General features: G+C 51.1%; 23 protein-coding genes, 2 pseudogenes and 1 other annotated feature. Of the genes and pseudogenes, 24 read left to right on the top strand and 1 reads right to left on the bottom strand.

Annotated elements, in window-relative coordinates:
• The first annotated feature begins 15 nt into the window (after nt 1-15).
• The 11 genes and pseudogenes from AC5JPW_RS04290 (at nt 16) to AC5JPW_RS04240 (ending at nt 9,083) form a co-directional block, all read left to right on the top strand.
• Complete coding sequence (locus tag AC5JPW_RS04290; RefSeq protein WP_494238423.1) at nt 16-720, top strand: phage minor tail protein L; 705 nt, start codon at nt 16-18, stop codon at nt 718-720.
• Nucleotides 720-1,439: a C40 family peptidase gene (locus AC5JPW_RS04285; RefSeq protein ID WP_494238422.1), complete on the top strand. Its 720-nt coding sequence runs from the start codon at nt 720-722 to the stop codon at nt 1,437-1,439. Before AC5JPW_RS04290 ends, AC5JPW_RS04285 begins: the two co-directional genes overlap by 1 nt.
• The gene (locus tag AC5JPW_RS04280) at nt 1,382-1,909 is read left to right on the top strand and encodes a tail assembly protein (RefSeq protein WP_494238421.1); all 528 of its coding nucleotides are present in this window, start codon (nt 1,382-1,384) and stop codon (nt 1,907-1,909) included. The genes AC5JPW_RS04285 and AC5JPW_RS04280 overlap by 58 nt, the downstream gene beginning before the upstream one ends.
• A 9-nt stretch (nt 1,910-1,918) precedes the next feature.
• On the top strand, nt 1,919-5,074 hold the full coding sequence (locus AC5JPW_RS04275) for a TipJ family phage tail tip protein (protein WP_494238420.1): 3,156 nt from the start codon (nt 1,919-1,921) through the stop codon (nt 5,072-5,074).
• A gap of 12 nt (nt 5,075-5,086) precedes the next feature.
• Nucleotides 5,087-5,398 (top strand): hypothetical protein, encoded by a 312-nt coding sequence (locus AC5JPW_RS04270; RefSeq protein ID WP_494238419.1) that lies wholly within the window; start codon nt 5,087-5,089, stop codon nt 5,396-5,398.
• Nucleotides 5,398-6,075, top strand: coding sequence for a hypothetical protein (locus AC5JPW_RS04265; RefSeq protein WP_494238418.1), 678 nt, complete (start codon nt 5,398-5,400; stop codon nt 6,073-6,075). The genes AC5JPW_RS04270 and AC5JPW_RS04265 overlap by 1 nt, the downstream gene beginning before the upstream one ends.
• Before the next feature lie 108 nt (nt 6,076-6,183).
• Complete coding sequence (gene cor, locus AC5JPW_RS04260) at nt 6,184-6,420, top strand: phage exclusion lipoprotein Cor (protein WP_494238417.1); 237 nt, start codon at nt 6,184-6,186, stop codon at nt 6,418-6,420.
• Between the two features lie 56 nt (nt 6,421-6,476).
• On the top strand, nt 6,477-7,883 hold the full coding sequence (locus AC5JPW_RS04255) for a hypothetical protein (RefSeq protein WP_494238416.1): 1,407 nt from the start codon (nt 6,477-6,479) through the stop codon (nt 7,881-7,883).
• The gene (locus tag AC5JPW_RS04250; protein ID WP_494238415.1) at nt 7,873-8,205 is read left to right on the top strand and encodes a tail fiber assembly protein; all 333 of its coding nucleotides are present in this window, start codon (nt 7,873-7,875) and stop codon (nt 8,203-8,205) included. The genes AC5JPW_RS04255 and AC5JPW_RS04250 overlap by 11 nt, the downstream gene beginning before the upstream one ends.
• Nucleotides 8,206-8,249: 44 nt before the next feature.
• Nucleotides 8,250-8,363: pseudogene (locus AC5JPW_RS04245) on the top strand (DUF4113 domain-containing protein); the annotation flags it as partial.
• A 96-nt stretch (nt 8,364-8,459) separates the two neighbouring features.
• The gene (locus tag AC5JPW_RS04240; protein WP_494238414.1) at nt 8,460-9,083 is read left to right on the top strand and encodes a hypothetical protein; all 624 of its coding nucleotides are present in this window, start codon (nt 8,460-8,462) and stop codon (nt 9,081-9,083) included.
• A gap of 127 nt (nt 9,084-9,210) precedes the next feature.
• Here the strand turns inward: AC5JPW_RS04240 and AC5JPW_RS04235 are convergent.
• A pseudogene (locus AC5JPW_RS04235) lies at nt 9,211-9,546 on the bottom strand (SOS response-associated peptidase family protein); the annotation flags it as partial.
• Nucleotides 9,547-9,803: 257 nt separating this feature from the next.
• On the opposite strand from AC5JPW_RS04235, the gene thrS reads away from it, so the two are divergent.
• The 13 genes from thrS to AC5JPW_RS04170 all read left to right on the top strand — a co-directional run bounded on the left by thrS (nt 9,804) and on the right by AC5JPW_RS04170 (nt 20,964).
• A complete protein-coding gene (gene thrS, locus AC5JPW_RS04230) occupies nt 9,804-11,732 on the top strand; it encodes a threonine--tRNA ligase (RefSeq protein WP_494238413.1) in 1,929 nt (642 codons plus the stop codon).
• A gap of 3 nt (nt 11,733-11,735) precedes the next feature.
• A complete protein-coding gene (gene infC, locus AC5JPW_RS04225) occupies nt 11,736-12,278 on the top strand; it encodes a translation initiation factor IF-3 (RefSeq protein WP_437430553.1) in 543 nt (180 codons plus the stop codon).
• Between the two features lie 94 nt (nt 12,279-12,372).
• Nucleotides 12,373-12,570, top strand: a complete 198-nt coding sequence (gene rpmI / locus AC5JPW_RS04220) for a 50S ribosomal protein L35 (RefSeq protein ID WP_003030583.1) — start codon at nt 12,373-12,375, stop codon at nt 12,568-12,570.
• A gap of 51 nt (nt 12,571-12,621) precedes the next feature.
• The gene (rplT, locus tag AC5JPW_RS04215; protein ID WP_032617738.1) at nt 12,622-12,978 is read left to right on the top strand and encodes a 50S ribosomal protein L20; all 357 of its coding nucleotides are present in this window, start codon (nt 12,622-12,624) and stop codon (nt 12,976-12,978) included.
• Nucleotides 12,979-13,099: 121 nt separating this feature from the next.
• Nucleotides 13,100-13,223 (top strand) — a sequence feature (Phe leader region).
• Nucleotides 13,105-13,149, top strand: coding sequence for a pheST operon leader peptide PheM (gene pheM / locus AC5JPW_RS04210; protein WP_001386830.1), 45 nt, complete (start codon nt 13,105-13,107; stop codon nt 13,147-13,149). It overlaps the preceding feature by 45 nt.
• Before the next feature lie 51 nt (nt 13,224-13,274).
• Nucleotides 13,275-14,258 (top strand): phenylalanine--tRNA ligase subunit alpha, encoded by a 984-nt coding sequence (gene pheS, locus AC5JPW_RS04205; protein WP_458043320.1) that lies wholly within the window; start codon nt 13,275-13,277, stop codon nt 14,256-14,258.
• Between the two features lie 15 nt (nt 14,259-14,273).
• Nucleotides 14,274-16,661 (top strand): phenylalanine--tRNA ligase subunit beta, encoded by a 2,388-nt coding sequence (gene pheT, locus AC5JPW_RS04200; RefSeq protein WP_494238412.1) that lies wholly within the window; start codon nt 14,274-14,276, stop codon nt 16,659-16,661.
• 4 nt (nt 16,662-16,665) lie between these two features.
• Nucleotides 16,666-16,965, top strand: a complete 300-nt coding sequence (gene ihfA, locus AC5JPW_RS04195; protein WP_001229266.1) for an integration host factor subunit alpha — start codon at nt 16,666-16,668, stop codon at nt 16,963-16,965.
• Between the two features lie 99 nt (nt 16,966-17,064).
• Entirely contained in the window at nt 17,065-18,051 is a 987-nt protein-coding gene (btuC, locus tag AC5JPW_RS04190) for a vitamin B12 ABC transporter permease BtuC (protein WP_494238411.1), read from the top strand.
• Nucleotides 18,052-18,086: 35 nt separating this feature from the next.
• Complete coding sequence (locus tag AC5JPW_RS04185; protein WP_494238410.1) at nt 18,087-18,638, top strand: glutathione peroxidase; 552 nt, start codon at nt 18,087-18,089, stop codon at nt 18,636-18,638.
• Nucleotides 18,638-19,384 (top strand): vitamin B12 ABC transporter ATP-binding protein BtuD, encoded by a 747-nt coding sequence (gene btuD / locus AC5JPW_RS04180; protein WP_494238409.1) that lies wholly within the window; start codon nt 18,638-18,640, stop codon nt 19,382-19,384. Before AC5JPW_RS04185 ends, btuD begins: the two co-directional genes overlap by 1 nt.
• Nucleotides 19,385-19,460: 76 nt before the next feature.
• A complete protein-coding gene (locus tag AC5JPW_RS04175; RefSeq protein ID WP_494238408.1) occupies nt 19,461-19,925 on the top strand; it encodes a C40 family peptidase in 465 nt (154 codons plus the stop codon).
• Nucleotides 19,926-20,250: 325 nt separating this feature from the next.
• Complete coding sequence (locus tag AC5JPW_RS04170; RefSeq protein ID WP_494238407.1) at nt 20,251-20,964, top strand: EAL domain-containing protein; 714 nt, start codon at nt 20,251-20,253, stop codon at nt 20,962-20,964.
• Nucleotides 20,965-21,012 lie beyond the last annotated feature (48 nt).

Raw genomic sequence — 21,012 nt, 5'->3', positions numbered from 1 at the left:
TTATTGGAGAAATCCATGCGCGACATTCCACCAGAGCTAATTATCGAAAGCGTTGATGCTGGCGTCGGCGCGTTTATCGACCTATTTGAAGCCGATTTGCAGCCCTACGGCGGCGACCTGCTCCGGTTCCACTCAGGAACAAATGGGCTTTACGGGAACGTTATCTGGAAGGGCAATATTTACCAGGCTTACCCGATTGCCGTCGAAGGGTTCGAAATCAAGAACGAAGGGACGTACGCCCGCCCCTCGATGGCAGTGGCGAACGTAACCGGGCTGATTACCGGCATCAACTCTGACTTTGATGACATGCTGGGTGTGGTGATTACCCGTCGGCAGGTTCCGGTTAAGCACCTCGACGCTGTTAATTTTCCCAACGGCAACCCTGATGCGGATCCGACGCAGGAGGCCGTCAGCCGCTACGTCGTGGAGGAAGTGACCGAAGAAACGTTCGAGCAGGTGACCTACAGCCTGTCGACGCCTGTCGACTGCGACAACGCCATTGTCCCTGGGCGCACCATCCTTGCTGACGTTTGCCAGTGGGCATATCGCGGTACCGGGTGCAATTACAGCGGCCCGGCTGTAGCGGACGAGCGTGATAACCCGACCAGCAACCCGGCTCTGGATAAGTGCTCACACCGTAAAACAGGTTGCCGGCTGCGCTACCCGCGCCCGTCAGTACTGCCAATCAGCAGCTTCCCCGGCTCTCAAAAGGTTTCCTGATGCACGAGTTACTCGAGTATGCGGCCTCGTCGCAGGATGAGGTGTGCGGGTTGATCATCGATGACGATCGGCTATTCCGTTGCCGGAATGTACATCCTGAACCAGCCCTCCATTTTCGCATCAGTGATGACGACTGGCTGGCTGCTGAGGATGAAGGAGAGGTGACGGCAGTTTTCCACTCTCACCCCCTGACTGTACCGGTTCTCTCTGGTGCCGATCGGCATTCTCAGGTTTTAACCGGCTTGCCGTGGTGGCTGGCCTGCAATGGCGTGGTGAGAAAGTTTCGCCCGGTACCGCATCTGCTCGGGCGTCGTTTCGTGCACGGCGAAATGGACTGCTACACGCTTTTCCGCGACGCCTATCACCTCTGCGGGATTGACTTGCCGGACTTCGAACGCACCAACGGCTGGTGGCTTCGTGGCGAAAACCTCTATCTGAAGAACATGACCGCCAACGGCTTTAGCGAGGTACGCGCAAGCGAGGCCCTGCCCGGCGACATCATACTCCGCCAGCCATTCCCCGGAGCGGACCCGTGCCACGCAATGATTCTGCTGGATAACAACATGGTGCTTCACCACGACCACGCCGGACACCTTAGCCGCCGGGAACCCTATCGCCTGGCGTACGTCAGGCAGACGCACTCTATCTGGAGGCATCAACAGTGCTCATCTTTAAATTTGCAGGGCATTTACGCCGATTTTACCGCAAGGTCGAACTGAACGTAGAAACCCCTGCGCAGGGATTACGTTTGCTGCTGGCTCAGGATCGGGAATTTAAGAAGGCATTTCTCCGAACAAAACTCCGCATTCGGGTTGCAGGTGAAAATGTAGAAACATCGGCTATGCAATGGCATCTGGACCGGCATTTGGACGATGGTGCGGTGGTCCTGTTTGTTCCCGTGGTCGAGGGGGCGATTACCGCGGCTGCCGCAGCCTGGATTGCTGTCGCCGTAACGGTCGCATCCGTTGCGTACTCGGTCTACATGTCCCGCAACATGAAAAGCAAAAACTCTGCGGAGGCAGCGGAAAGCAACACGCTGACCAACAACTCGTTCACCAGTGCTGAAAACCGGGTCGGGCAGGGCCAGCCCGTACCTATTCTCGCGGGTGAAATGGTGGTGGGTTCGAACGTAATTTCACTGGGCATCGACACATCGAACAACCAGGACTGGACTGAATCAATTAGCTAAGGTGGCAATATGTCTTCAGGCGGCGGTGGCGGCAGCACTCCCAAACTTCTCGACGATAACCTCAAATCCAAACAGTTCTATCGTGTTCTCGACCTCATCAGCGAAGGTCCAATCTACGGCCCGGTAGACCAGTCCCATTTATCCTCTTTCCTGTTAAACAAAACGCCGGTGACAAGTTCAAACGGTACCGTGAATATCAACGGTGTTAGCGTGGCCTGGCGTCCGGGATCTGAGTTTCAAAGCCCGATTAACGGCTTCTCAGCGATTGAAGCGACCACGATCATCAATAACGATGTGACCTTTGATACTCCGTTGGTGCGTGCGGTGACTGACGTTGACGTTACCCGCGTTCGTTTCAACGTCGGGGTGTCCGGTCTTGTTCAGCAGGACAAGAAAGGCAACCAGAAAAACACCTCCGTAATTCTGGTTCTTGAGACCCGATCATCTGGCGGCCCGTGGGTTATTCAGAAAACGGTCACCATTACCGGGAAAATCAGTGGCGAATACCTCGAGGCGCACGTTATTGACGCGCCTGATAGCAAGCCCTTCGATATTCGCGTTCGCCGTATTACGCCTGACAGCGCGAGCGATCTGCTTACTAACGGGACCATCTGGAACAGCTACAGCGAAATCACCGACGATAACCTGAATTATCCGTTTTCGGCGGTGTGCGGCGCGGTGATTGACCGCGATCAATACACGGACACACCTTCCCGCACGTATCACCTCCGTGGGCTGATTGTCTCAGTGCCGGATAATTACAACCCCATGACCCGCACATACACCGGGCTCTGGACGGGAGGTTTTAAACAGGCCTGGACGAGCAACCCGGCCTGGATATTTCGCGAACTGGCAAAGAACACGCGTTTCGGGCTGGCGCGTAGCGCGGGGTATGTCGACGTCGACGACGGGGCAATGTATATCCTGTCGCAGTATTGCGATCAGCTCGTTGATGACGGTTATGGCGGCAAAGAGCCTCGCTTGACCCTGAACGCGTACATCACCGAGCAGGTTAGCGCGCGTGACATTCTGGATAAAATAGCCGGAATGTGTCGTGGCATAGCGTTGTGGGATGGCATGCGCCTGACCGTGCTCATTGATGCCCCACAAGACCCGATTGCGGTAGTCACGAACGCCAGCGTGGTCGATGGTAATTTCTCATACAGTTCAGCCAAACAGAGCGAGCGCTATAACGCGGTTGTCGTGTCCTGGACGGATCCTGACAACGGCTGGGAACAGGTCAAAGAGTATGTCTCTGATGATGAACTGATCGCCCGGTTTCGGTACAACGAAACCACGCTTGAGGCGTTCGGCTGTACTTCTCGTGGACAGGCGTACCGAGCTGGTAAATGGATGCTGGAAACGGCTAAACGCGAGACCAACCGCGTCGCCTTTCAGATGGCCCGTGATGCCATTGCGTTTACACCGGGCGATATCGTTGAGGTGATGGATAATGATTACGCTGGCACGCGGCTTGGCGGGCGAATTCTGTCGCACAACGGCGTGCAAATAACCGTCGATGCTGACGTGTCCACCCTGGCGGGCTCCGGTGACAACATGTCGCTGATGGGATCGAACGGGAAGTTCGTTAAGCACGAAATCGCCAGTGTAGCCGGTCGCATTATCACGCTAAAAACTGCGCCAACCTGGGTGCGTGACGGTACCGTGTTTGCGATTTCCACGACAACCCTGGCGACGCGACTGTTCCGAATTCTCAGCATCGAGGAGGCGGACAACAACTCCGTTTACAGCATCAGTGCTGCCCGGCACGACCCCAATAAACAGGCCATTGTGGATGAGGGGGCTGTATTTGAGATCCCCAGTGACACGCTGAACGGGTATCGAGTCCCGAACATCGAAAATCTGCGCATCATTAACGTGGATAGCGAAACGGTGCAGGTTACCGCGACGTGGGAAACCGCGACCACGACGAAGAAACTGGTGTTCGAACTTTACGTCTACTCGGAATCTGGTGCTGTCGTTGATCAGTATGAAACTGACCAGTTCCGTTACGACATCTATGGGCTGGATGCCGGGAATTACACGCTGGGCGTGCGTGGGCGTAACGAGAACGGTATGAAGGGGGCAGAGACGCAGGTCAACCTGATTATCGGCGCACCACTGGCCCCGTCAGGGATTGTATGGACGCCAGGTATATTCTCAGCGGATGTTGTGCCGGTGATGCGTGTTACCTCCACGACCGATACCACGTTTGAATTCTGGTATGCAGGCGAAACTCAGATCATCGATGCTGCCCAGATTGAGGATCTGACGCAGTTCCTCGGTAGGTCCAGCCAGTGGAACCTCCACGGCCTAAAAGCCGACACGACCTATTACATGTACGTGCGCACGAAAAATGCGTTCGGCGTGTCTGCGTTTGTTGAAGCTTCCGGCCAGGCATCCGCCGACATCCCCGGCATGATTGAGTACATCGACGAGGCTATCAGAGACTCGACGGCGTTCGAAAACCTGCAGAACGGCGTGGATTCGAATCTGGAAGGTGTTCTGCAGGTTGCCCTGGATAACAATGCCTCTGTAGACCGGCAATTCGCCCAGTACGGAGAAGTGAAGGCCGAGGTGATGACGGTCACTACCACGGTCGCAAATCTTGACGGCAGTTTCGCGCAGCTCGCTGATTATGTTCAGGCTCAAATCGGGCCTGATGGTGAGCTGGTGGCGGCGGTTAACCAGAAAATGACCGCCGAAGTGAAAAGCGATGGATCAGCCAAAGCGTCCTATACCCTGAACATGGGTATCGTTCGTGCGGGGGTGAAATACAATACTGGTTTCGGGATGTCCATCGAGCCTGATGGTGACACATATAAATCCACTGTCGTGTTTGCAGCGGATAAATTCGGTATCTATTCGGGGAGTGAACCGGGTAATTACCAGGCAGCATTCCTTGTATCGAACGGACAGGTATTTATTTCCAGTGCATTAATCCAGGATGCCAGCATTACAAACGCGAAAATTGGCGACTATATCCAGTCGAATAATTACAGCATCAACGTATCAGGATGGCACCTTGGGAAGGACGGAACATTCCTTAACTTCGGCACCGGTACTGGTGGTTCGATGAAACAGACTAATGATCAAATAACGGTGAGGGATTCTGCCGGACGTGTTCGGGTACAAATCGGACGGATAACCGGAACCTGGAATTAAGGGGGAGGGATAGTGAGTGACTTTGGTATTGCCACGTGGGACGCAGCCGGGAATTACAACAACTATGGCATTAAGCCTGTATCCGTAATACAAACCATTAGTCTGACTGAGGGGCAAAATACTGGTACTTATTCATTCGCCAACGTTCCGGCAGGAATGAAAGTGGGATTTGCCCTCACTCTTTCGAATGGCAACAATGTAAATATTGCTCGCAGAATTGTGGCAAGCGGAAACACGATCACAATTACGCCCGCAACTGATGTGGGTGGTGGCAACTACCCTGCAAACGCGATTGAGATGGTTGTCTTTTTGGAGACCGCATAATGTCAGACTTTGGAGTTTTACTTTCAACTGGCAGCGGCCAGCCATTTGTTACGCCAATCTCTACTCCTATGGCTCTTTACGGCAAGTATGTGGTTAATTCATCCGCCTCTGGTAATGGTCAAGCCGCCGCGGTCACTATTCCCTGGAATAATGCCTGGCCTGCAATGGTCTTTGTTAAGTGCAATATCAACGGTGTGACACTTGGTACGGCAAAGGGGAATGGCTCAATCTCTGCGAGCGGATACACATACCAGAATAACAATTTCGTGATGACGGTATATGTGTTTGGAATATTCCCGCAGACAGCACCAGCGTGGGGGATTGCAATATGGAATAGCGCTGGTGAACTGGTTCTTACCAATGAGACCAGAGTGCTTTCAGACCTGGTTACCATCGGAAACCCTGCTATCGCAAATCAGTCAGGGATCGGGATGGATATTACCCTGGCTGGGAGCTATGCTGTCTGCCCTCAGATTCACGGCACAACTCTGTTTCAGATTAATGCAGGCGCAGGGCAGCCAGTCATAGTGAACGTCATGACTTACACCTGCGCGAATAATTCAGGTGGAGTGACCAGGTTTTCAGCTGCGGCAAACCAGGCTCCCGGCGGTAACCCTGCTGGATACACTGATACACGCTGCATTTTGACGGCGATTAATACCGCTGCCTACGATTAATTGATCGTTTTAATCGATCGTTTTCACTTAATTGATCTATTAAATCTATTTTATATATTCCCGCTGCTGGGTTAATTTTCATCAATTAACACCGCCGAGAGTATTTGAATGAAAAATAAATTAATTGTCCTGCTGGGTGTGGTTTTATTGTCTGCGTGTTCTGGTTCTATCCTTGAAAAACAGAAACCTGTCTGCGAGGCGACTGCAATGCTTGGCGGTCTGCCTCAGACCGTACAAATTTACGGTGTCCGAACGGTCGCGAATCAAATTGAATATCGAGCCGGTTATCCGTTTAACTGGCGCTGGGTGAATAAAAACAACTTCACCGTATCAACCTGTAAATAAGCAGAACCTAATCAAATAAACCCGCTCCGGCGGGTTTTTTATTGTCTGGAGAAATTATGTCAGCAGGAACCATAGTACTGACCAACGGCTCAGACGCTGTTATCGGAACCGGCACCGCGTTTACCACCGATCTGGTTGCGGGTGATTTCGTTGTGGCAACCGTAGGGGGCATTACCTACACGTTGCCGGTTAAATCGGTCGGCAGTGATACGGCATTAACACTGACCAACAAATACACTGGTCCCACTCAGGCCAGTCTGGCGTGGAATGCTGTGCCGCGCGCAACGCAAAACCAGGTTACCGCCGAGCTGGTGGCGCAGGTTACCCAGGCGCTGCGTGCGCAGAACTACGACAAATCCAACTGGCAGGCTGTGTTTAGTGCCAGCGGCGATATCACCGTTCTGTTGCCGGACGGTTCCACATTCAACGGGCCGAGCTGGAAAAAAATATCGGACTTGCTGGCTGACATTGATCCGGTTGCGCTGCAGACCCTGGCTGACAAGGTTAATGCCGATGCGCAGCAGGTGGCGGCGGACCGACTCGAAGTCGATGGAAAGGCCGCTCAAGTGCATATTGACGCGCAGACCGCATCCAATGCTGCTGGCGGTGCTGTTGCGGCTAACACCGCCGCCCAGCAGGCTAAGACGGATGCAGTAACGGCAAAGGCTACTGCTGAAGCTGCCCGTGACGCAGCCCAGCAGGCAAACCCGGATAACCAGCTAAAAAAGGCTCTCAACCTCAGTGATGTGGCGAACCCGGCAGCGGCGCGCAGCAATATCGGCGCGGCTGGTGCGGTAAACCTCGCATCATTCATTCGGGGCCTTGACGTATCAATCACAGCATCCGGTATTACAGTAGGTGTTGGTGCATTTGCATTACCTGATGGTTCCGTTACACAAGTGACTGCTGGCCTAACCGCAGCTTTCCCTGCGTTAACTGCTAACACATGGTATCACCTGTATCTCTATAGCAATAACGTACCGGCGGTCGTGCTGGAAGTGAGCACTACGGCCCCTGTAGCCTACGCGTACCCGGCACATCAGAAGACGGGTGATGCTACCAGGCGTTATATTGGCAGTTTCAGGACGTCACCCTCCAATGCGGCATTCACTCAAACCCTACAAAATGGGCAGTGTATTTATCAAAGCTCCTGGGACGATAATGGTCGTGTCCTGGCTGGCGGTACAGCAACCGATTTTGTTGCTATATCGCTTGTAGGTAGGGTGCCAGTTACAGCGTTTGAGTTTCGTGCCGCACTCCCAAACACAGCATCAAGCGGAGCCGCAGTTATATATCCGCGAAACAACAATGACGCATACACTGTTTCTATAGCGCCGGGTTCGAAGATTGTTGCTGATTTCGCAATTCAGTCTTATCCAAACACATATTACAAGTACATATCAACGCCATCTGGAGGCAGTGGATTCTATGTCGATGTCGGAGGTTACAAATATGCCAGGTAATATTCAGTACTGGGCGGTTTCAGGGCGCAGTTTCCGTGCAATAAACTCGGAGGAAGACCTGCTGCCTGGTGAGTCTCTGGCAGAGGGCGAACAGCCGACATTCCCGCCGGATTACATTGCTGATGCCGAATCGCAGCGCGTGCAACAGCTGGCGGAAGCAAACGAAGTAACCGCCGACTGGCGTACCGAACTGGCGTTGGGGATGCTATCAGAAGACGACGAAGTCACGTTGAAAGCGTGGATGCTGTATATCAAAGCGGTTAAAGCTGTCGACATATCTAATGCACCAGACATTCACTGGCCCAAGTCTCCGTCCGAATAATATTTTCCGATAACTACGCGGCATCCTAGAGCAGATAAGTCTCAATGAGACTGCTGGATCATTTAAACGCTAACGATGGGTTTGGGATTTTATTTTTCGCAGGTCAGGGCATCCAGCAGCAATGGCAGATGAAAAGGGAAATGCGTTCACTCCGGTAAACAACAAGATTCTTAGATTTACTCATCGTAAGTTGAATTGAAAATTTCACATGATATATGTTACATAGGTTTCATGTGGTTATGATGGAGTGGGTGATGAGTGAGTGGTTGTTAAAGGATGAGCTATGGAAGACAATAGTCACGGCATTGCCGGTGATCGCCGCTGTATGGAAAACCTTAGAATATGTTTATCAGTTGTTGCGAAGTGGTAAGATAATAAAGCTTAGGAATTATTACAAAGAGTATGGCGAGCATTTGGGTGTCGAAGATAAACAATTTATTACTAAGCTGTTAAGAAAGAAAATAATGACCCAATTAATAGGGGTGTCCAATGACAGCACAAGAGATAAATTAATATACATATCTAATAGGTGTGATTTAAATTTGACTGCCAGGAGGTTGGCAGTTCTAAGTAGATATTTAAAATACGATGGTAAGCATTTCTATTTCTTAGTGGATAAAACTTACAGGAGGAGGCGGGTTGTTTCTTGGGTTACGGCGGCAGGCTACTTTGTGTATGCCATAGCCCCTGTAAAGATTTATTATGATGGAATGTTGGATAACTCTCTGGTTCTGTATGTTGTAGTCTTCTCGGTTATTTGCTTGTTTATATCATTTTTCATGATGTTTGCTTATCCTGGTGCAAAAGAAATTCAAGGGATAAATGGAAAAATGTTAAAAGTAAATGGCTCTAAATATAGTTGTGTAGAGCAGAAGTGATGTATTTAAAAAATACCACTCGATGCTAAATATTAAATGTGAATCTTGATTTTTTTACACTATCAACGGCACACGAAAAAGTGTGCCAGATAAACCTTTCAGCCGGTGCTGTACGATTGTTCGCTATTTCTTCCGTTTCCATCTTCCATTCAAACCATCCGTCAGCGAACACAATCGCCCGATCATGCTGCCATAACTGTTTTAACATTCTGCTGGTGGGCACCGTTTCGACGCGTACACTTATCAATGCGGGCATATCCCACTAACCGGTCGCATGTCCCCAGTGAACTGGATCTAAATGTAATTGCTCGTCACGTCCGCTCAGCAGCAAGACCTTTGTGGCATACGCGGCCATGTAACGCCCGATTGGTTCGGGGTCATAGGCAATATCACTATCGGTTTCGTCCGCCATGTAGGTAAGGTATTCTTCACGCGTCTGCGCTTGAGCGAATCGTCCGCACATTAAATGAGAAGTATAGGTATCAGGCAAATGACGGCTGTCACATAAACACTAAACTTTTAACGGATTGATTAGACGTGTACTATCGGGGGTGAGCCTATCGACAGAAGTGAAGGGTACATTTCATATTTAGTACACATGAATGTACACATTTATCAGAGTGAAGATGAAAACCTTCTCTAACCTGTTGATAGTAATTTGAAATATGATTTTGCATGTGATCTTACGTGTGGGTCACCACTGCGAATTAAGGATATGAAATGCCAGTAATTACTCTTCCTGATGGCAGTCAACGCCATTTTGATCATGCTGTGAGTCCAATGGACGTTGCTCTGGACATCGGTCCGGGCCTGGCGAAAGCCACCATTGCGGGTCGTGTGAACGGCGAGTTGGTTGATGCATCTGATGTGATCGAGCAGGATGCAACCTTATCTCTCATCACTGCAAAAGATGAAGACGGTCTGGAAATCATCCGTCACTCATGTGCGCACCTTTTAGGTCATGCCATTAAACAGCTGTGGCCTAATACCAAAATGGCCATCGGCCCGGTCATTGATAACGGCTTCTACTATGACGTTGACCTCGACCACACGCTGACCCAGGAAGACATCGACGCGCTCGAGAAGCGTATGCACGAGCTCGCTGAGAAAAACTACGACGTTATCAAGAAAAAAGTCAGCTGGCATGAAGCGCGTGAAGCTTTCGTAAAACGCGGTGAGAGCTATAAAGTCTCCATTCTTGACGAAAATATTGCCCATGATGATAAACCGGGTTTGTATCATCATGAAGAATACATCGACATGTGCCGTGGTCCGCACGTGCCGAATATGCGTTTCTGCCATCATTTCAAACTGATGAAAACCGCTGGTGCTTATTGGCGCGGCGACAGCAATAATAAAATGCTGCAGCGTATCTACGGTACAGCATGGGCAGATAAAAAAGCGCTGAATGCCTATTTGCTGCGCCTGGAAGAAGCGGCGAAACGCGACCACCGTAAAATCGGTAAGCAGCTCGACCTGTATCACATGCAGGAAGAGGCGCCGGGAATGGTGTTCTGGCATAACGATGGCTGGACTATTTTCCGTGAACTGGAAACCTTCGTTCGCTCCAAACTGAAAGAGTATCAGTATCAGGAAGTGAAAGGCCCGTTCATGATGGACCGTGTGCTGTGGGAAAAAACCGGCCACTGGGACAACTACAAAGATGCGATGTTTACCACATCGTCTGAAAACCGTGAATATTGCATCAAGCCAATGAACTGCCCGGGCCACGTGCAGATCTTTAACCAAGGGCTGAAATCCTACCGCGATCTGCCGCTGCGTATGGCTGAGTTCGGTAGTTGCCATCGTAATGAGCCATCAGGCGCGTTGCATGGCCTGATGCGTGTTCGTGGCTTTACCCAGGATGATGCACACATCTTCTGTACCGAAGAGCAGGTACGTGATGAAGTTAATGCGTGTATTCGACTGGTCTATGATATGTATAGCACCTTTGGCTTCGAGAAGATCGTCGTCAAATTGTCCACTCGTCCTGAAAAGCGTATCGGCAGCGACGAAATGTGGGATCGTGCTGAGGCGGATTTAGCAGTCGCACTGGAAGAAAACAACATCCCGTTTGAATATCAACTGGGTGAAGGTGCGTTCTACGGTCCGAAAATTGAATTTACGTTATATGACTGCCTCGATCGCGCATGGCAGTGCGGTACCGTACAGCTGGACTTCTCCCTGCCACAGCGCTTAAGCGCCTCATACGTAGGCGAAAGCAATGAACGTCAGGTTCCGGTGATGATTCACCGTGCAATTCTCGGTTCTCTGGAGCGCTTCATTGGCATCCTGACCGAAGAATTTGCCGGTTTCTTCCCAACCTGGCTGGCACCAGTGCAGGTTGTGGTGATGAATATCACTGATTCTCAAGCCGAATATGTCAACGAATTGACACGTAAATTACAAAATGCGGGCATTCGTGTAAAAGCGGACTTGAGAAACGAGAAGATTGGCTTTAAAATCCGCGAGCACACTTTACGTCGTGTCCCTTATATGTTGGTCTGTGGTGATAAAGAGGTGGAAGCTGGCAAAGTGGCCGTTCGCACCCGCCGCGGTAAAGACCTGGGCAGCCTGGACGTAAGTGAAGTGATTGAGAAGCTGCAACAAGAGATTCGCAGCCGCAGTCTTCAACAACTGGAGGAATAAGGTATTAAAGGCGGAAAACGAGTTCAAACGGCACGTCCGAATCGTATCAATGGCGAGATTCGCGCCCAGGAAGTTCGCTTAACTGGTCTGGAAGGTGAGCAGCTGGGTATTGTGAGTCTGAGAGAAGCTATCGAAAAGGCTGAAGAAGCTGGAGTAGATTTAGTTGAGATCAGCCCTAACGCCGAACCGCCAGTTTGTCGTATCATGGACTACGGCAAGTTCCTTTATGAAAAGAGCAAGTCTTCTAAGGAACAGAAGAAGAAGCAAAAAGTTATTCAGGTCAAGGAAATCAAATTCCGACCTGGCACCGACGATGGCGACTACCAGGTAAAACTCCGCAGCCTGGTACGCTTTCTGGAAGAGGGTGATAAAGCTAAGATCACGCTGCGTTTCCGCGGTCGTGAGATGGCTCACCAGCAGATTGGTATGGAAGTGCTTAATCGCGTCCGTGACGATCTGAGTGAACTGGCAGTGGTCGAATCCTTCCCATCGAAGATCGAAGGCCGCCAGATGATCATGGTGCTCGCTCCTAAGAAGAAACAGTAAGGCCTTCAAGTAGCGATTCCTGTGGGGCTATTGCTTCACAGGATTTGTTCGCCTTTGTTTCGTTTATTAACAATGCGAAGTGGAAGTTATTAAAATGCCAAAAATTAAGACCGTACGCGGTGCTGCTAAGCGCTTCAAAAAAACCGGTGGTGGTGGATTTAAGCGTAAGCACGCAAACCTGCGTCATATTCTGACCAAAAAATCTACTAAGCGTAAACGTCACCTGCGTCCAAAAGGCCTTGTTTCTAAAGGCGATCTGGGTCTGGTAATCGCGTGCCTTCCGTACGCATAAGTCGTTAACGTTTTTTAACTTTTTAATTAGAATAGATACAGGAGAGCACATATGGCTCGCGTAAAACGTGGTGTAGTTGCCCGTGCACGTCACAAGAAAATTTTGAAACAAGCTAAAGGCTACTACGGTGCGCGTTCTCGCGTATACCGCGTTGCCTTCCAGGCTGTTATCAAAGCAGGTCAGTATGCTTACCGTGACCGTCGTCAACGTAAGCGTCAGTTCCGTCAACTGTGGATTGCGCGTATCAACGCAGCAGCACGTCAGAACGGTATTTCTTACAGCAAATTCATCAATGGCCTGAAAAAAGCCTCTGTTGAAATCGACCGTAAGATCTTGGCTGACATCGCAGTATTCGACAAAGTAGCGTTCACCGCTCTGGTCGAAAAAGCGAAAGCAGCACTGGCATAAGCCAGTTAAAAGAGGGAGCTTGTCTCCCTCTTTTTCGTTTCAATACCACCATTACGTTGACATTTACCCGGTGACCCATTTCAATAACGGTTGTTCGGTTCTTTTACCACACAAGGTAACGCAAGCATGAATGCTGCTATTTTCCGCTTCTTTTTTTACTTTAGCACCTGAATCCGGGAGGCTAGTGCGTGAAAGAAGAAACGGAAAATTAACGCCAAAAGCCTCCAACAGGAGGCTTTTTTTGTGTCTGAATTTTAAGTAAAAAGTCCAATAACAAGGACATATCGAGGAAAACTATGTCACATCTCGCAGAGCTGGTTGCCAGTGCACGGGCAGCCATTAATGATGCCTCAGATGTCGCCACGTTAGATAACGTACGCGTTGAATATCTGGGTAAGAAAGGGCATTTGACCCTTCAGATGACCACACTACGTGAGTTGCCGCCAGAAGAGCGCCCGGCAGCCGGCGCCGTCATTAACGAAGCGAAAGAACAGGTCCAACAGGCACTAAATGCGCGTAAATACGATTTAGAAAACGCAGCGCTGAATGCCCGTCTGGCCGCTGAGACCATTGACGTTTCCCTGCCGGGCCGCCGCATCGAAAACGGTGGCTTGCATCCGGTTACTCGCACGATTGACCGTATTGAACACTTCTTTGGTGAACTGGGTTTCACTGTAGCAACCGGGCCGGAAATTGAAGATGACTACCACAACTTCGATGCGCTGAATATTCCGGGCCACCATCCGGCACGTGCTGATCATGACACATTCTGGTTCGATGCCACGCGTTTACTGCGTACCCAGACCTCGGGTGTGCAGATTCGTACCATGAAAGACAAGCAGCCACCGATCCGCATCATCGCACCGGGCCGAGTTTATCGTAACGATTACGACCAGACGCACACCCCGATGTTCCACCAGATGGAAGGCCTGATTGTTGACACCAACATCAGCTTTACCAACCTGAAAGGGACACTGCACGATTTCCTGAGCAACTTCTTTGAAGAAGACTTGCAGATTCGCTTCCGTCCGTCCTACTTCCCGTTCACTGAACCTTCCGCTGAAGTCGATGTAATGGGCAAAAATGGCAAATGGCTCGAAGTGCTGGGCTGCGGCATGGTGCACCCGAACGTGCTGCGCAATGTTGGTATTGACCCGGAGGTCTACTCTGGCTTCGCGTTTGGCATGGGTATGGAACGTCTGACCATGCTGCGTTACGGCGTGACCGATTTGCGCGCATTCTTCGAAAACGATTTGCGTTTCCTGAAACAGTTTAAATAAGGGCAGGACAGAATAATGAAATTTAGTGAACTGTGGTTACGCGAGTGGGTTAATCCGGCGGTCGACAGCGAAGCACTCTCCGACCAGATAACCATGGCTGGCCTGGAAGTGGATGGCGTTGAGCCAGTTGCGGGTGCGTTCAACGGCGTGGTTGTAGGTGAAGTGGTTGAGTGCGGTCAGCACCCCAACGCAGACAAACTGCGTGTGACGAAAGTTAATGTCGGTGGTGAGCGTCTGTTAGATATCGTCTGTGGTGCGCCGAACTGTCGTCAGGGGCTGAAAGTGGCCGTTGCAACGGTCGGTGCAGTACTGCCGGGTGATTTTAAAATCAAAGCAGCAAAACTGCGCGGTGAGCCGTCAGAAGGGATGCTGTGCTCTTTCTCAGAACTGGGTATTTCCGAAGATCACAGCGGCATTATTGAACTGCCTGCAGATGCACCGATCGGTACTGATGTCCGCGAATACCTGAAGCTTGACGATAACACCATTGAAATCAGCGTTACACCGAACCGTGCCGACTGCCTTGGGATCGTCGGTATTGCCCGTGATGTTGCGGCACTGAACAAAGTTGCGTTGGTTGAGCCTGAATTTACTCCGGTAGCGGCAACTATCGCTGACACATTGCCGATCCGCGTGGACGCAACGGACGCATGCCCGCGTTACCTGGGCCGTGTCGTTAAAGGCATTAATGTTAAAGCACCGACCCCGCTGTGGATGAAAGAGAAACTGCGCCGTTGCGGTATTCGCTCCATTGATGCTGTCGTTGATGTTACCAACTATGTCCTGCTTGAGTTGGGCCAACCGATGCACGCTTTCGATAAAGATCGTATCGAAGGCGGGATCGTGGTCCGTATGGCACAAGAGGGTGAAACCCTGGTGCTGCTGGATGGCACCGAAGCCAAACTGAAAGCCGATACGTTGGTGATTGCAGACCATAGCAAAGCGCTGGCGATGGGCGGTATCTTCGGTGGTGAGCAGTCCGGCGTGAATGATGAAACCCAGAATGTGCTGTTTGAGTGTGCGTTCTTCAGCCCGCTCTCCATTACCGGTCGTGCGCGTCGCCATGGCTTGCACACGGACGCGTCTCATCGCTATGAGCGTGGTGTGGATCCAGAGCTGCAATATAAAGCAATGGAACGCGCAACTCGCCTCTTGATCGACATCTGTGGTGGTGAAGCCGGTCCGGTTATTGATGTTACCAACGAAGCCACTCTGCCAAAACGCGCAACCATCCGCCTGCGCCGCAGCAAACTGGATCGTCTGATTGGCCACCATATTGCTGATGAGCTGGTCACTGATATCCTCAAACGTCTGGGTTGCCAGGTGACTGAAGGCCAGGACGAGTGGCAAGCCGTTGCGCCAGCCTGGCGTTTCGACATGGAGATCGAAGAAGATCTGGTGGAAGAGGTTGCCCGTCTGTACGGCTACAACAACATTCCGGATGCGCCTGTCCAGGCGGGTCTGGTGATGGGTTCACACCGTGAAGCCGATCTGTCGCTCAAGCGTGTGAAAACGCTGCTTAACGACAAAGGCTACCAGGAAGTGATCACCTACAGCTTCGTTGACCCGAAAGTGCAGCAGTGGATCCACCCGGGTGAAGAAGCTTTAATCCTGCCAAGCCCGATCTCCAGCGAAATGTCGGCCATGCGTCTGTCGCTGCTGACGGGCTTGTTGGGTACTGTGGTTTATAACCAGAACCGTCAACAGAGCCGTGTGCGTATTTTTGAAACCGGCTTGCGCTTCGTACCAGATACCCAGGCTCCTCTGGGCATCCGTCAGGACGTGATGCTGGGCGGTGCCATTTGCGGCAACCGCTATGAAGAGCACTGGGACCTGGCGAAAGGCACCGTTGATTTCTTCGATCTGAAGGGCGATCTTGAGTCTCTTCTGGATCTGACGGGTAAACTGTCGGCCATTGAATTCCGTAAAGCAGAAAACCCAGCGCTTCATCCTGGTCAATCTGCCGCGATTTATCTGAAAGATGAATATGTTGGTTTCATTGGTGTGGTGCATCTGGAGCTGGAACGTAAACTTGATCTGAATGGTCGCACCCTGGTCTTTGAATTGTTATGGAACAAGGTCGCAGACCGCGTGGTTCCTCAGGCTCAGGACGTTTCTCGCTTCCCGGCAAACCGTCGTGATATCGCTGTTGTAGTGGCTGAAAATGTCCCTGCGGCGGATATTTTGACCGAATGTAAGAAAGTTGGCGTAAATCAGGTAGTTGGCGTAAACTTATTTGACGTGTACCGCGGTAAGGGCGTTGCGGAGGGGTATAAAAGCCTCGCCATCAGCCTGATCCTTCAGGATACCAGCCGTACACTCGAAGAAGAGGAGATTGCCGCTACCGTCGCCAAATGTGTAGAGGCATTAAAAGAGCGATTCCAGGCATCATTGAGGGATTGAACCTATGGCGCTTACAAAAGCTGAAATGTCAGAATATCTGTTTGATAAGCTTGGGCTTAGCAAGCGGGATGCCAAAGAACTGGTAGAGCTGTTTTTCGAAGAGATCCGTCGTGCTCTGGAAAACGGTGAGCAGGTAAAACTCTCCGGTTTTGGTAACTTCGATCTGCGTGATAAGAATCAACGCCCGGGTCGTAACCCGAAAACGGGCGAGGATATTCCCATTACAGCGCGGCGTGTGGTGACCTTCAGACCCGGTCAGAAGTTAAAAAGCCGTGTCGAAAACGCTTCGCCTAAAGAAGAATAATCTGATCTAACTAAAAAGGCCGCTTAGCGGCCTTTTTTCTTTCCAGCCTGCGTTATCATCTTTAAAATCAACCGTCTTAACGATTAATTAACGAAAACCATGCAGAGATATGCTGAACGCCAACGGCGTCGCAACGGCCGATGGCTGGTGGGTCTGGCTCTCTTTTTATTGCTTGCTGTGATGGTAAGCCTGTGCGCCGGTGACCAGTGGATTTCACCTGAAAACTGGTTAAATGCCAACGGACAACTGTTTGTCTGGCAAATCCGTCTGCCACGGACACTGGCTGTGATCCTGGTCGGCGCAGCTTTGGCCTTATCCGGCGCTATCATGCAGGCGCTATTTGAAAATCCACTCGCTGAACCCGGTTTACTCGGTGTCTCTAATGGCGCGGGTGTAGGGCTGATTGCGGCAGTATTGCTGGGTGGTAGCATGTTACCTGAATGGTCATTAGGCCTGAGTGCTATGACCGGAGCGCTTGTGGTAACGCTCATCCTGCTACATTTTGCTCGCCGACAGTTATCAACCAGCCGTTTGCTGTTAGCTGGTGTCGCGCTGGGTATCATTTGTAGTGCACTGATGACATGGGCCATCTATTTTTCAACATCGTTCGATCTGCGCCAGTTAATGTACTGGATGATGGGCGGCTTTGGCGGTGTGGACTGGCGGCAGGGCTGGCTGATGCTGGCGCTGACGCCGGTCATGATCTGGATATGTTTCCAGTCTCAACCATTGAATATACTGGCGTTGGGTGAGACTTCAGCACGCCAGCTTGGATTACCCATGCGGCTCTGGCGTAATCTGTTGGTGGTGGCGACAGGTTGGATGGTTGGCGTGAGCGTTGCGCTGGCGGGCTCCATTGGGTTTATTGGCTTAGTGATACCCCACATACTAAGGCTCTGCGGGCTGACTGACCACAGGGTACTGTTGCCCGCTGTAGCGTTGGCAGGAGCGATTACATTGCTTTTCGCGGATGTCGTTGCACGTCTGGCGCTCAACGCGGCAGAATTACCCGTCGGTGTGGTGACCGCCACATTGGGCGCACCTGTTTTTATCTGGCTATTATTAATGTCCAGGGCCGGGCGCTAAGACCCGTGACCTGTCTTTAAAACTGAGAGGATGCTATGCACCAGGATATTCTGAATACTGAGATTACAACGATTGATGGCGAACATACTTCGCTGGAAACGTACCGGGGTAAGGTTGTGCTGGTCGTTAACGTCGCATCAAAGTGTGGCCTGACACCACAATACGAGCAACTGGAAAACATTCAGAAGGCATGGGCGAAAGACGGTTTCACCGTGTTGGGCTTCCCATGCAACCAGTTCATGGGGCAGGAGCCAGGCAGCGAAGAGGAGATTAAAACCTTCTGTAGCACAACCTACGGCGTGACCTTCCCGATGACCGCGAAGGGCGATGTAAACGGTGATAATCGCCACCCGCTGTACGCGAAACTGATCGCGGCGGCACCAACAGCCGTTGCGCCGGAAGGAAGCGGTCTGTACGAGCGTATGGTAAGCAAAGGGCGTGCACCGCTTTATCCGGACGATATTCTGTGGAATTTCGAAAAATTCCTGATTGGACGTGACGGTCAGGTCATCCAGCGCTTCTCCCCGGACATGACGCCAGAAGATCCTATTCTGATGGAAGCCATCAAGCTGGCACTGGCAAAATAATGACCCTACTGCAACTTCACAACGTGGAGGATGCAGGCCGACTGGGGCCAGTCACGGCCTCGGTCAGGAAAGGCGAAATGCTGCATCTGGTTGGCCCTAACGGAGCAGGGAAGAGCACTTTACTTGCCCGAATGGCAGGAATAACCCAGGGTGCAGGGGACATACTCTTCAACGGTCAAAAACTGGATGAATGGGGAGCCTCAAGGCTTGCTCGTTATCGTGCTTATCTGGCCCAGCAGCAAACTCCGCCATTTGCGATGCCCGTCTGGCACTATCTCTCTTTGCATCAGCACGGTTCCCCTCAGGATGCGCTGAGTTATGACATCGCTCAGGCGCTGGGCCTTAACGATAAGTTAGGCCGCGGGGTAAACCAACTCTCTGGTGGTGAGTGGCAGCGGGTGAGGCTGGCGGCCGTTATTTTGCAAATCCATCCTGCCGCGAATGCTGACGGGCAGCTTCTGTTACTGGACGAGCCGATGAACAGTCTGGATGTGGCGCAGCAGGCCGCGCTCGATCGGCTTCTTAGCAGCCTGGTGCAGGCTGGCATAACGGTTATCATGAGCAGCCACGACCTTAATCACACGCTGCGTCACGCGCACCAGACCTGGCTTCTCAGCAAAGGGCAACTGCTGGCATCAGGGGGTCGGGACGCCGTCATGACACCCCAAAATCTCACGCGCGCCTACGGTATCCCGTTCCGACGTCTTGATATGGCTGGTCATCGAATGCTCATCCCGGAGATATAACGGTAAACCTCACTTGCACGATAGTTAATTCACGCGCTAAATTATTCAGGCATAACGATAAAAGAGGTTTTCCAGAATGCGCATCTGGTTTGTTCTGGTTGCAACATTAATTATTGCAGGGTGTAGCAGCCATAGGGCACCGCCACCTAATGCTCGTCTTTCGGATTCCATCACCGTAATTGCCGGGTTGAATGATCAACTCCGCACCTGGCGGGGCACGCCGTATCGCTACGGAGGAATGAGTCGCAATGGTGTGGATTGTTCCGGTTTTGTAATGATGACCTTCCGTGACAAGTTTAATCTTGTGCTGCCTCGCGACACGCGTTCGCAGGCAGACATCGGTACACGGATCGACAAAGACGATCTGTTACCAGGGGATCTGGTCTTTTTTAAAACAGGGTCCGGAGATAACGGGTTACACGTCGGAATTTATGACACGGACAATGCCTTTATCCATGCATCGACCAGCCAGGGCGTCATGCGCTCTTCCCTGGATAACGTCTACTGGCGGAAAAATTTCTGGCAAGCCCGCCGGATTTGATCTGTTCTGCACGATACCCAACAAGGCGGGCACTCCTACCCGCCTTATTAATGCACTAAACGCAAATTTAGTTATACATTCCGCATAAAATCCATCATTTCTTCAAGATTTCTTATTTAACTGTTCGTTACCGAAAAGAGGCTTCCCGGGAGAGGGCGGCTCTGGCGGGAACAATATATCCAGGATAAGCTGAAAAGAAGTAGTAAAAGGAATTCCAAAAAATAATGGAAAATGATGAAGCCTGGCTTATCAAAATCAACTACGTTGAGAGTGTTCGCATTTATTTTTCAATGCCGGATCTCACCCATCATTCGGGGCTGGCGCAATGATCGTATCGTTAGATGACACATACTGCTCAGAGCTTTCATTCCTGCCAGCCCGTAGTGGTTTTGGCATGCTTGTAGGGCTGGAAATTGTGGTCAATTTTATGGGGGTATCGAGCAATGTTCGCGCCCCTGTTGAGCTTATTTTGCCGCGTCTGAATACTGCAGACGCACTGACATTATTCAAAGAACAACTGGCACTTGCCGAGTCGTGTAAGCTTTTTTTTATTCAGCATCAGCTGATTGCCTGGATAAATATTTCTCCTGAAATTGTCGATGCACTCATTACAGATGAAGAACTGTCAGCGACGATTGCCAGACTTCCGTTTCTTGAACTCACCATCAATGAAAACTTTCCTGATTTAAATAGTGGGCGTGATAACCCTCAGCTTGCGCGTTTATGTGAGTTGTATTCTATTGTGCTGGCCAATTTTGGCGCGGGCACGATTACCTCTAAAGCCATTTTTGATGGCCTCTTCAGCCGGGTCGCACTGGACAAACACTTTGTTCATCAGCGTCTGACGTCGCGATCATTTGAGCCTTTTATGCGGGCCATTGTGTCGCAAATTGCCCCTTATTGCCGCTCCGTCATGATTGCAGGTATTGATGACGAAAAAACGCTCAAGCGGGTCGCGCCTTATCAGTTCAGCGCTATGCAAGGGGAGCTTTGGCCTGCTGTAACTGTGCCAATGATCACCAGCCTGGTGCACGTTTGATGCATGATTTAACCCCTTTTTAACATTCCGCAAACACACTACAATAAA

It is taken from the genome of Phytobacter sp., assembly GCF_059074235.1.
The sequence above is the reverse complement of the archived record's forward strand: the minus strand, read 5'-3'. Positions and strand labels throughout refer to the sequence as shown.